A 12,484-nucleotide genomic window follows, 5' to 3' on the forward strand; every position below is an offset into this window, starting at 1 on the left:
CTATTTTTGGGGAGTGCGTAATGGGTTTGATGACGCCAGGCAGTTTGCCCCGGCTGGATGTCCAGCATCTCGACGATGAACAGACCGCGCTGGCGGTCAACGGCCTGAACCTGTTTTATGGCGACAAACAGGTGCTGCATGATATTTCGCTGCGTATCCCGAAGCACCGGGTGACGGCTTTGATTGGCCCCTCGGGCTGCGGTAAATCGACGCTGCTGCGCTGTTTCAACCGCATGAACGATCTGGTGGACAACTGCCGTATCGAGGGCGAACTGCAGCTGAACGGCGCGGCGATCTCCGGCGCGCAGATCGACGTGGCGGCGCTGCGGCGGCGGGTGGGCATGGTGTTCCAGCGGCCGAACCCGTTCCCGAAATCGATCTATGAAAACGTGGTGTACGGCCTGCGGCTGCAGGGCGTGCGCGACCGGCGTTTGCTGGATGAGGCGGTGGAGCGTTCGCTGCGCGCCGCCGCGCTGTGGCATGAGGTGAAGGACCGGCTGCGCGAAAACGCGTTCCGCTTGTCCAGCGGCCAGCAGCAGCGCCTGGTGATCGCGCGCGCCATCGCCATCGAGCCGGAGGTGTTGCTGCTCGACGAGCCGACCTCGGCGCTGGATCCGATCTCCACGCTGACCATCGAAGAGCTGATTTCCGCACTCAAGCAGCGCTATAGCGTGGTGCTGGTGACGCACAATATGCAGCAGGCGGCGCGCGTCTCCGACTACACCGCCTTTATTCATCAGGGGCGGCTGGTGGAATACAACGATACCGACGCGATTTTTACCTCGCCGCGCCAGCGCCGCACCGAGGATTATATTACCGGGCGGTATGGGTGAGGCGTTTGGGCTATAAACAAACGAAAGGCTGCATCAACATGCAGCCTTTTGTCTATCAGGGGCATCAGTAATTTGCGCGGATGCGGATCGCTTCTTCTACCCACTCAGCCAGATTTTCTTTGATGTGGCTATAGACATTGGTGCTGGTCAGGTAAGGCGGATCATAGGCTTTGGCGATAGCGGAGAGTTTTGTGTCACCCAGCTTGATGTGATCCAACGGGTTTTTACCTTTCGTGGTTTGGTCGCCGGCGCTGTCTTTCAAATTGTGGATATACACCACCAGCACGCCCATGCCTTTTTTCCAGGCCTCGCAGATTTCGAAATTAATCCATTTGCGATTAGCGGTATCTTTACCGGCGAGAATCACGGCGCAACTGCGATTGTCCAACTGGCTTTTGATCCAATCGGCAATGGCTTTATCGCCGCCTTTTTTCACCTCCTCCCAATCATTATCCGTGGCCGGCCGGTTACCTTCCAGCGTGCCCATTTCACGTATCTGAGAAGCGCGCCAGTTGTCCGGCTCATAATGGAAACTGTAAAAACATTTTCTGGTCATCGGGGGTTATCCTTAGTAATGATATCGATAAGTGCCAACAGGCATTTTTTCTTCTCCGCCAGGCTGCCCGGTTCGTTAAGCTGATCCAGCAGATTCATGGCGGCGGGGTGGCGGTGGTAGAGGGTTTCTTTCATTTCCTCCTTGATTTTTCGGTAGATCTCGGCGGATGCGCTGCCAGTACAACCGATAGGTATGCAGACGCAGCCTTGTTCCGTGGCGATCTGGAACTCTTTCAATAAACCGTCGGCCAGCACGTATTCGCCTTCGGCGTTGCGTTTGTTGCCGAACAAAAAGATTGCGATGCCGCTGAGCGAAATCATGTTCTGACGGTATTCGTGCCAAAGTGCCGGTAGGGTAATGCCGCCGCTGGCGAATTGGGGGAACGGACGCAGCACCAGTTGGCTTTCGCTGATTTTCCCTTGGCTGTCGTAAATGGCTTCCAGTGCGCCGTTGATCACCGCCGTGCCTACGCCCCAGCCGAAGCCGTTGACGATGCGGTGCTGTTTGCGGATAAGCAGGCGCGCCAGACGATGTATGAACTGGATGGACTCTTCACGGGCATAAGGATGGTAGTTGTCGGCGCTGCCGGAGATAAACACCGTGCTTTTCTTAAACTGCGTTTCGATGGCATACAGCAGGTCGGTGATTTGCCGATAGTCATCCACCAGCAGCGTTTGAATGCCGTAACGGCGCAGATCGTTGATCATCAAGCTTTGTTTACGGCTGTTGTAGTCACAGGACGCCTGATCTTCACTGCCGCTGTCGCCGAGCTGAACGCGCCGCATAATGCAGTAGTGATTTCTTTTCCCTTCGGCATACTGTGCATAGAGGCGGCTCAACACATACTGCAGATTGGGATCTTCGAAGCTGAAACCGATAAACAGGAACGTTTTAGCGGTCAGTTCCGCCATCAGCATGTTGATAAAGGGAAGGTGTGTTCGGGAGTAAGTTTCGTATTGTTCGCGGGTGATAATCGCCTGGTTGGGATTTCTATAGTCACCATGCATTTTATATAAAACAACATCACGTTTGTGAATGTTATTGGTCAGGCTTTCCGGTGTGGTTTTAACGTCGCATACGCGATTATAACGGGCATAGCTTTTTTCAATCAGGTCGTCGTAGTTAGTGGTCCAAAGTGACGCTATCGGTAATCTGGCGATAATCCGGTGGTTTTCTGTTTCTTCCGCCTGTTCAGCGAACTCTGTAATGATTTTTTGATTTATCTTATGTCTGTTGCCTTTTTCATTGAGGTGATACTGCGCCAGGGAAATAAGATCGCTCTCTTTTTCGATATCCAGCTCCAGTTCATAAGCGATATCGCCGATAAGCTCTTTCCAGCTGACGAAACCGGCGGGGATGGACAGCCCGGCGCCGGCAAACAGCGCAGCGCTGCCAGCCTTAATATCATTAACGTAATCACGAATAAACAGTTCTATATCACGGTTAAACATGAGATTATTCCCGATATTTTTTCTTTATTGATTAACTAATAACTATGTTTTTTATGAATTAATTATGCGAATAGAACTACCAAGATAAAAGGGTGAATTAACTTTGTAAACTCTGCTTGTTTGTTTTTGTCGATATTGAACGTGTTATTTTTATATTGAATTTATTTGTTTTTATTATTCTTTTTTTTAATTTTAATATTAATTAAATGCGCTCTGGGTAATAAGCTGCAGTAGCTGTGGCATATGCGCATTTTTTCCGCGTTGTGATTTAGATCAAACAAAAATAATTCTCATTATTATTGATTGGTGGCATAAAATGTATATACTCCGCTAAGGTGTGTAAATTAATGTAAATGGATGTATTTAAATGTGTGCATGGAAGCCGAGGGTTTGGCCTGTGCTTTTGGTGTTTTGCAGCTCTGCGTGGTGCGCGGAAATCACCAGCCCTGCCGATCGCGACAGCATTACCCAACAGCAGAAAACGTTGCTGGAACAGGCCCAGCAACAGCGCGAGGCGCTGCAAAATAACGTTGAATTGCAGGCGTTACCGTTGCCTGTGCCGGCCGCCGCAGGAGCGGTTTGCCAGCCGGTGCGGCAGATTGTTTTTGAGGGCGCCGAGCATCTTTCCTGGTCGGTAAAAGAAAGCCTGGCGCGCCCGTATCAGGGGCGCTGTCTGACGCTGGAGCACATTAACCGCCTGGTGCGCGAAACCACCAACGCTTATCTGCAACGCGGCTATGTCACCTCACAGGCCTGGCTGCAGGAGCAGGATATCTCCCGCGGCGTGTTGATCGTCAGCGCCAGCGAGGGGCGAATCGAGTCCATCACGCAAAACGGCGAGCAGACGCCAGCGTTGAAGATGGCGTTCCCCGGTCTGGTTGGTGGCGTATTGAATCTGCGCGATATTGAGCAGGGCATGGAGCAGCTCAACCGCCTGCCCTCGCAACAGGTGACTATCGATATCCAACCTGGCGAGCAACCCGGCTTTTCCAACGTGGTTTTGCTGCGTGGCGCCACGCGCGCGCCGGTTTCTTTTTCTTTCGGCGCGGATAACAGCGGCCAGAAAAGCACCGGCACCGGACAGATGAACGCCGCCTTCTCGCTGGATAATCCGCTGCGTCTTGCGGATCAATGGTCGCTTTCCGCAGCGCGCAATAACGATTTCAGCCCGCATCATCGCAGCCGCAACCTGAACGGCAGCGTCACCTTACCCTATGGCTATTGGCTGTTCAGCTATCAGTATGCCTGGAACGATTTTTTCCAGCAGGTGCCGTTCAACGGTGCCGCTTACCGCTATCAGGGCAATAACCAGACCCAGCGTTTGGGCGCCAACCGCACGTTGCTGCGGGATGGCAAACGTAAGCTGGCTGTGGATATCGGGCTGGCGCGGCGCACCACGGAAAATAAGCTGGCGGGGGAACGGTTGAGCGTCAGCAGCCCGACGCTCAGCATCGCCAGCCTGGGCCTCAATTACAGTACGGTCACGGGCGGCGGTTATATGACGCTGAACCCAACGATAAGCCGTGGGCTGCGCATGCTGGGCGCCACCGCCGACGATCCTGAGCGAAACGGGGCGCCGCGCAGCGAGTTCCGTAAGCTTGGCCTCAGCGCCAGTTATTTCTATCCGCTCGCCCCCTCTCTTTACTACCTGACCTCGGCCTACGGGCAAACCAGCGCAGACAACCTGTATGCCGGCGAGCGCATTTCCATCGGCGGGCAATACTCGGTGCGCGGCTTTAAAGAGCAGTACCTGACCGGTAATCGCGGCGCCTACTGGCGCAATGAACTCAACTGGCAATGGCAGACCTTGCCGGGACTGGGGGAGCTCTCTTTGACCGGCGCGTTAGACGCCGGCTGGCTGCAGGGGCGCGCCGGGCAGATAGACGGCGGCAGCGTCGTCGGTGCGGCGCTGGGCGCCACGCTAAGCGGCCGTTGGTTTAATCAGGCGATCACCGTCGGTAAACCGCTGACGCACCCAGACAGCCTGCAACCGGATCGTTGGGTGGCCTACTGGCAAGCCACCGTCACGTTATAACGCCAGCACACAGCAGGAACGCCCTCGGCGTTCACAACAACATCCTTTCGAAGGAATGAATATGGATAAGCTCAACCCTCCGTTGGCGCGGGGCGCCAGCTATTTGCTGATCTACCTGACGGCTTTCCAACCGTTGCACCCGGCGTTCGCTGCCGGTATCACCGCCGCTAACGGCAATACGCAGGTGGTTATCAAGCCGGGCGACGTACCGGTGGTGAATATCGCCACGCCGAACGGTGCGGGCATCTCGCACAACACCTATAAAGATTTCAACGTTGGGCCACAGGGCGCCGTGTTGAATAACGCCACGCACGGCGGCAAAACGCAGCTGGGCGTGGAGATCTACAGCGCGCAGGGCAACACCTACCTGAAGGGAAAACCGGCGGAGTTGATCATCAATGAGGTGATCGGCGGCAGTCGTTCCGAGCTGCAGGGCAAGCTCGAGGTATTCGGCAACAAGGCCAACGTGATGATCGCTAACCCGAATGGCATCACCTGCGACGGCTGCGGCTTTATCAATGCGCCGGGCGTGACGCTGACCACCGGCAAACCGCAGTTCGACAAGCAGGGCGCGCTGGAAGCGCTGGAGGTGAAAAAAGGCGGTGTCACCATCGGCGGTAAAGGGCTGGACGGTAGCGGCGCCGACTACGTCGATATCATCAGCCGCGCCACCGAGCTGAACGGCAAAATCAATGCACAAAATCTGTCGCTGACCCAGGGCGCCAACCGCATCAGCTTCAAGGACGGCAGCATCAAACCGATCGCCGGTGAAGGCGCTAAGCCCCAACTGGCCGTGGATACCAAGGCGCTGGGCGGCATGTACGCCAACAAAATCCGCCTGGTGGCCAATGAGGATGGAGTAGGGGTGAACCTGAAAGACCTCACCAGCAAACAGCGGGATATTACGCTGAGCGTTAACGGGATGATTGAGTTGGGCAATACACACGCCGCGACAGACTTGAACGCCAGCGCCAGAGAAATTCATATCTCATCGGGCGTGAAGGTTCGTGGGGAACGTGACGTGACGATGGCCGCTGATACGCTTAATAACAACGGTAATGTTACGGCACATCGCGATATGCGGGTGTTTGCCGATACGATACGCAATGTGGCATTACGTGATGGTGACAACACCGCATTGCATAGCAACAATAATCTTTGGATCCAGAAAGATGCTCAGGGGAATAAATCCAAACATATAGAAAATCGCTCCGCGCGCATTCAGACCAACAGTGGCGATTTGGTTATTCGTGCCAACAAGCTTGATAACGTGCGGCAGACATTGGCGATTTCTGATCAAATAGAGCCTGTTGATCAAGAAGGAATGCGATTATTTGGTAGCGTATTCAATGCGTATAAAAACGGAGATATAAAAAACCGACAAGATCTTTATAAAGAAGACATGTCGAAGTGGGAGAAATGGCTGCTACCTTGCACGACATCGGAGGAATGTACTTATGCAAATCGGCACTTAGCTAATTGGATACTCGATGAGCGAGTTCGAACCCGCGTTACCTCTAATTCTTCTCCTGCCATTATAGCGTCTGGCAAAAACAGCTACATTAATGCTGGCTCATTGTGGAATGATGCCAGCCAACTGAAGGCTAAAGGAGATATGATCCTTACAGGTAATACCTTCAGTTCCATCAACCACGCCTTTGGTACAAAAGAACGCTTCAACAAATTTAAACCAGATACGGAAGCTTACATCCAATATGAAAAGCTGGGATGGCCTTACCCCCCATTAAGTTATGTCGATACCGGAGAGCGAGCTTTCCGTTGGAGTTATGACGGTATAATTGATGGCGGTATGGTCGCTGATGGCAATCTGATTGCAGACTTCAAGAATCAGATCGAAATCAGAACGGTGATGCCCAATGAAAGCCAATTAAACGACATCAATACGGCTGGGCGCCCGGAAACTATCAGGGCAAAGAATGTACTCCTGCATGCGGCTAATATCGTCAATACCGATGCCATCAACGCGGTAGGCAACATCACCGCTATCGCCGAAGACCGCATCGTGCTGGGTCAAGGTATCCTTTCTGCCGGCAAAGAGCTGAATTTGAGCGCCGTTAATACTATCGATGTATGGCAAAGCGAACTGAAAGGGCAAGACATCACGCTTACCGCGCGTACCGGTGAGATAAAAGTTCACACCAGCGAAAAGCCTAATTACTACCATCAGGATGGTGTGCGTTGGCTGGGCAGTCTGCTGGCCTCTCGTGACCTGACGCTGACTGCAGGCAGCACCATTACGCTGCTCAATACGTTGCTGGCGCCACAAAGTCGCAATATCAGCATGACTGCTTCCGGTAGCATCTCTCTTATCAAAAATGATGCCGTACTGATGCGCGATCGTCCCGGTGAATATCTGCCATCAGACAAGCTGCAACACTACTTCAATGGCCTGTTGAACACAGGAAAACTGAACGCCACCGGCTCGGTCTCACTCAATAGCGGCGGTTATCTGGCGCTGCGCGGTGTCAACATCAATGCCGGCAAGGATGTGACGCTGCTGGCCGGGCATAATGCCGACCTCAACTACCGGGCGCTGGGCGGTAATTCTGGGCATCTTTTTGCAACCTCACGTACCCCAGAACTCGGCAGCAAGATACACGCTGGCGGTAATTTACTGATTAACTCGGCCCGCGACATCGGCACCCAGGGCGGCGCGCTCTCCGCCAACGGCAATATCACGCTGCTGGCCGGGCAGAATCTATGGTTATCGAATGTCGCCTATTCCGCCATTGATGCTGCCAACGACAACAACAAAGACGATCGCCATGTGGTCACTACCCTCAGCGCCGGGAAAAACCTGACCGCGGCGGCGAACAACCAACTGCTGACTTACGGTGCCAGGTTGACTTCCGGCGCTAACATGACGCTAACCTCCGGCGGCGATATGCGCTTCGAGGCGGTGCAAAACCACACTTACCGAGAAGGTGGCAACGAATTTACCGAAACTCGCACCCAGCAAGGGACCGAGCTGAATGCCGGTGGCCTGATGACGGTGATTTCCGGCGGCAGCATTCTGTTCCAGGCGACCAAACTGGTAGTGAAAGGGTTGGGGGCAAACTGGAAACCGCCGGTAGCGGTGACTGATTGGGGCAGCCGCATCGCCGTTGCCGAGCAGCAACTTCAAAATGCGCAGCAGCGCATTAATCAGGCGCAGCAGGATAAGAGTCGCGCTGAACAAGCGAAGCACGGTAAAAGCAATGAGTTAACTACGCTGCAGCGTGACATTAACTCGCTAAAACAAAGACAAGCGGAGGTAATCAAGAAATCTCAAGAGTTTACAGCCAAGCACGGCAAGCTAATGGAAATAAACGACTGGGGTTTATGGCAACAAAGTGCTGCCATCGCAGCCGAAGGTATCGGCATTACCCATGATTTATTGGAAAAGGAGAAGCGAGCGAATGCGCTCCCCAATGAAATCAATGCCGAACAATCCGCCCTCAATGATGCACAACAGCGCCTCTCTCAGGCCACCCAAGACCGCGATGGCGCACAATCACGTCTGACTACCGCACGCAATGAAGCTAAAAGCAAAGGGGCAGACGAGGCTAAGCAAAAAGCTCAGGTCGACGCCCACAACCAGGCTGAAGCCATGCGCGCCGGGAATATGGATATCGCCGCCAAGGGCGGCTATCTCTACGCCCAGGCGATGGAAGAGTCCAGCCATTACGAAAAAAAGGAAACCAAGCGCAAATGGTGGGGCAAGAAAACCGAGGTTAAGCAGACCCGCCACGACGTGACCAACAAGGTCACCGAGTTTACCGCCGCCGGCAATATCACGCTGATGAGCCGCGACGACAGCACCTATGAAGCCAGCAAAATCGCCGCCGGGCAAAACGCGCGCCTGACCAGCACGCATGGTCAGGTTAACTTCAGGGCAGTGAAGAACACTAGCTTCGAACAGACCGTCAGCAATTCGAAAGGCTTCTTTATCAAGCAGGCCAATAAAGGCTACGAAGACAATAAGTGGGTGCTGCCGAGCATTCATACCGGTGGCGCCTTGACCGTAGAGGCCGCCAAGGGCGTCAGCGCCGATGTGAAGGTAAAAAACGGGCAGGCGTTGCAAAGCGCTATCGACGCGCTGGGCAATACGCCGGGCACTACCTGGGTCAAAGATCTGAATAAGCGCAACGACGTGCAGTGGAGCAAGGTCAAGGACGCCTACGACAGCTGGGATTACAAGAGCCAGCACTTGAACCCGGCGGTGGCGGCGGTGATCTCCATCGCAGCCGCGGCGGTGACCGCAGGCAGTTCACTGGCGGCCACGGCGGCCTCCAGCGTTTCCGGCGCCGTGGGCGGCGGGGCGGTAACCAGCGGCGCGGTCACCGCCGGGATGTCTTCGCTGGCCTCCCAGGCGGCAGTCGCGCTAGTGGAGAATCAAGGCAACCTGTCGAAAACCCTGCAGGCGCTGGGCAGCAATGAAAACGTCAAGGCGACTGCCACGGCGATGGCGATCGGCGGCGCGCTCAACGGCTTCGACAGCGCTATGGGCTGGAGCAAGGACGCGGCGGGCAAACCGCTTAACCCGAACAACGTCAAACTGCCGCAGCTGAGCAACGGCGACTGGAGCAAAGTGGCGCAGCGGGTGGCCGGGCAATCGGTCATCAGCTCCAGCCTGAATACCGCCATCAATGGCGGCAGCTTCAAGGACAACCTGACCAATGCGCTGCTGGCGAACATCGGCAGCCAGGTGCAGGCCGAGGGTGCCAATCTGATTGGGGATAACGGCGAAGTCCTGGGCGCGGCCGGGAAGTCAGTCAGTCATGCGGTTGTGGCGGGCATCGCCGCGGAAATCGGGCGCGGCGACGGTAAAGGGGCTGCTGCCGGGGCGCTGGCGGCGGAGCTGGCCGGCGTCGTTATGCAGAGCACGTTGTTCGAACCGGCCAATCTCAACGAAAAAGAACGCCAGCTCTACCGTCTGCAGGAGGCGCTAAACGGCAATGAAGTAAAAGAGCAAACGGCACGAGTGATCGGGGCTTTGACCGGGGCGTTGACAACGCATACACCGGAAGGCGCCTACAGCGCTGCGGACAGTGCACAGTCGGTTTATCGCTACAACATGACCGAACATATGTTGATGCAGTATGCGCTGGATAATCAGAAAGACATTCTGGCCGCTGATAAAGGCGATGTTGCTGCGGCAAAACGTGTTGTGGCTCGCCGAGAGGCTGCCGCAATAGTGGCGACCGTCGGTGGTGGCGGTCTGGTACTTACTGCGGGGGGGATGACGTTGGTGGGCGCTGCGCCAGAATTGGTTCTGGCTGCAAGATTGGCGATTGCCGGTTGCAAAACCAACCCCGCGCTTTGCCTGAACCAAGCCGGTATTTATGCGGCAGATATTGTTGCACCTGAGGCCATCATTGGTACGGGAGCCGTAACGACCGGCAGCACATTGATTTTGGGTAAAACCGAAGACAGCGTGAGGAAGTTGAGCCGACAGCTGGTGAACGCTTCCGATGAACTATACAAAACAAAAACGTTCAACACTCAGCCGGTTGCCGATTTTATCAAAGGAGAAACGGCAGCCGGGATGAATTTGTCGACTAAAACGGCAGATTATCTGCGGGACATGCAGAAAGCTAACACTAACCAGTTGGTCAAGGTGTTTGATCCGAAACAGAACGAAAGTAAGCTAAACGTGTTTGGTCAGCAGTTCGAGCAGGTATTAGGTGAGGGCGGCAGCAACAAGCAAGGTAATACAAAAGTGTTTGCCACTGAGAATTTATCGAAACAGGCGATCTTCGATTATGCGCAATCTCTTACCGGAGGGAAACCATTAATAGAAGTCAGAAAAGATGCACTATGGACGGTGGTTTTAAATGAAAAAACAGGTGAGAAATTAACTCTTAGGAGTGTGTCAAGTAGCCAGGAAGATACCAAAGCACGTTGGACGATTGATATCATAGATAATGAACAGCTGAATGCGCTTCAAGGTAAAGTGAAAAAAAGAGTAGAAATCAAATTTCGATGAGGGCAACCATGTTGTATAGCGATGATCAATACAAACTGTTTAGTGAAGAGTTGGACGGTGCTTCCATTGGAACCGTATGGTCAGCTATGAGAGCTGATAATTTTGATAGGAATACATTGTCCTACGAAGAAAAGAAAAACTATTTTTTCGAATTAATTCATCACCTTATGACTGAAGGAAGAGTAAGGTTAGGCAAACATGGCCAATTCCTTGAGGGAGACATTGAAGAACAGGTAACACATTACAAAGCTGTATTCCCTAAGACAGAAGAGGAATGGAAAACAAAAAATGAAGACATTTGGTTCTATGAAGAGGAATGCCCTGGTGGCCTTGTCTGGATTCATGAAGACGGCTACCAAGATTGGACGTAGTTACTGATACTGTTAGTGGCGTGATAAGCTGTTAACCGGTGATAAAAAACCCGCAAAAGTGGGTTTTTTATTACGCAGTAATAAAAATAATGTGTTTATTTTATTGGTGTTTTAAAATGATTCGGTTTGCAATATATGCACATTGCAGAAGTATTCGCTTTGATAATGAATATGGCGCATATATCGCTCTGCAATATCTACGATGAAATTGGGTTTTTATTGTCCCCGCCCCGTAACCCGCAGCACCACCCCCACCAGCAGCAACGCAGCGCCCGAGGCATAGAGCGGGAACCAACGCGTCCACCAGAGCGGGGAAAACAGCGGGGTGCTATTGGGATCTGCAGGCGCGTAGCCGCTATAGGTATTCAGGCCGGCGGCGATGGCGAGCATCGCCAGGCCGATAAAAAGCAGCAGGTTTGAGACGGTCGTCATGGCATTTTTCCTTTGTAGAGGTAGAGGGTAATTCTTACTATTAATTATTTTTCGATTAATTATCTTGAGGAATATTATTTATTTTCGTATTCATCAGGTTGTTTCCTGACGATAAAATAGCATGCCTTAATACTAGTCGCTTATTTGCCAATAAAAAACCCGCCTGGGCGGGTTTTCACTTTTTTCTCGCTAAGCGTCACTTTACCAGCGGCTTCTCATTGGGCGTTTTGAACTTCGCCAGATATTGCGGCTGGAAGATGCACATGCGCAGCACGGTGCGGTATTCGCCGTTGACGAAGAACTCGTCGATCAGCTCGCCTTCCACGTTGAAGCCCAGCTTGCTGTAGATGTGGATCGCCTTCGGGTTCTCCTTGTCGACGATCAGGTACAGTTTGTACAGGTTCAGCACCGAGAAGCCGTAGTCCATCGCCAGCCGGGCGGCGGTGCTGGCGTAGCCTTTGCCCTGATGGGCGGGATCGATGATGATCTGGAATTCTGCGCGGCGGTGGATGTGATCGATCTCCACCAGTTCCACCAAGCCGACCTTGGCGCCTTCGTGCTCGATGATAAAGCGGCGCTCGCTCTGATCGTGGATGTGTTTGTCGTAGAGATCGGAAAGTTCGACAAAGGCTTCATAGGGTTCTTCAAACCAATAGCGCATAACGCTGGCGTTGTTGTCCATCTGGTGGACGAACGACAGATCGTCCCGTTCCAATGGGCGTAATCTGACGCTGGCAGTGCTGGACATGTGGGCTCCTCTGTGCCGTGAAATTGTGCAAAGTATAACTTCACAGAATGGATGAAGGCGAAAAAAAAC

8 protein-coding genes are annotated in these 12,484 nt (G+C 53.3%); 4 read left to right on the forward strand and 4 right to left on the reverse strand.

The window, feature by feature from the left end; genetic code table 11:
- The first annotated feature begins 20 nt into the window (after nt 1–20).
- Nucleotides 21–833, forward strand: a complete 813-nt coding sequence (gene pstB / locus ACMGF9_RS05535) for a phosphate ABC transporter ATP-binding protein PstB (protein WP_004941613.1) — start codon at nt 21–23, stop codon at nt 831–833.
- Nucleotides 834–897: 64 nt separating this feature from the next.
- Here pstB and ACMGF9_RS05540 read toward each other — a convergent pair whose 3' ends face one another.
- Together ACMGF9_RS05540 and ACMGF9_RS05545 are read right to left on the reverse strand one after the other, a co-directional pair.
- Entirely contained in the window at nt 898–1,389 is a 492-nt protein-coding gene (locus ACMGF9_RS05540; protein ID WP_118891792.1) for a TIR domain-containing protein, read from the reverse strand.
- Complete coding sequence (locus ACMGF9_RS05545; protein WP_015378725.1) at nt 1,386–2,840, reverse strand: SIR2 family protein; 1,455 nt, start codon at nt 2,838–2,840, stop codon at nt 1,386–1,388. Before ACMGF9_RS05545 ends, ACMGF9_RS05540 begins: the two co-directional genes overlap by 4 nt.
- Nucleotides 2,841–3,207: 367 nt before the next feature.
- Here ACMGF9_RS05545 and ACMGF9_RS05550 point away from each other — a divergent pair, with 367 nt between their 5' ends.
- From ACMGF9_RS05550 to ACMGF9_RS05560, 3 genes are all read left to right on the forward strand, one after another.
- Nucleotides 3,208–4,875, forward strand: coding sequence for a ShlB/FhaC/HecB family hemolysin secretion/activation protein (locus tag ACMGF9_RS05550; protein ID WP_414160582.1), 1,668 nt, complete (start codon nt 3,208–3,210; stop codon nt 4,873–4,875).
- A gap of 61 nt (nt 4,876–4,936) precedes the next feature.
- Nucleotides 4,937–10,864 (forward strand): DUF637 domain-containing protein, encoded by a 5,928-nt coding sequence (locus ACMGF9_RS05555; protein WP_414160583.1) that lies wholly within the window; start codon nt 4,937–4,939, stop codon nt 10,862–10,864.
- A gap of 8 nt (nt 10,865–10,872) precedes the next feature.
- Complete coding sequence (locus ACMGF9_RS05560) at nt 10,873–11,235, forward strand: DUF596 domain-containing protein (protein ID WP_414160584.1); 363 nt, start codon at nt 10,873–10,875, stop codon at nt 11,233–11,235.
- 216 nt (nt 11,236–11,451) lie between these two features.
- On the opposite strand, the gene ACMGF9_RS05565 is transcribed toward ACMGF9_RS05560, so the two are convergent.
- Complete coding sequence (locus ACMGF9_RS05565) at nt 11,452–11,667, reverse strand: hypothetical protein (RefSeq protein WP_021504419.1); 216 nt, start codon at nt 11,665–11,667, stop codon at nt 11,452–11,454.
- 196 nt (nt 11,668–11,863) lie between these two features.
- The gene (speG, locus tag ACMGF9_RS05570) at nt 11,864–12,415 is read right to left on the reverse strand and encodes a spermidine N1-acetyltransferase (protein ID WP_021504418.1); all 552 of its coding nucleotides are present in this window, start codon (nt 12,413–12,415) and stop codon (nt 11,864–11,866) included.
- Nucleotides 12,416–12,484: the final 69 nt, after the last annotated feature.

Source organism: Serratia sp. BNK-23 (assembly GCF_047456145.1).
Classification (GTDB): Bacteria; Pseudomonadota; Gammaproteobacteria; order Enterobacterales; family Enterobacteriaceae; genus Serratia; species Serratia nematodiphila.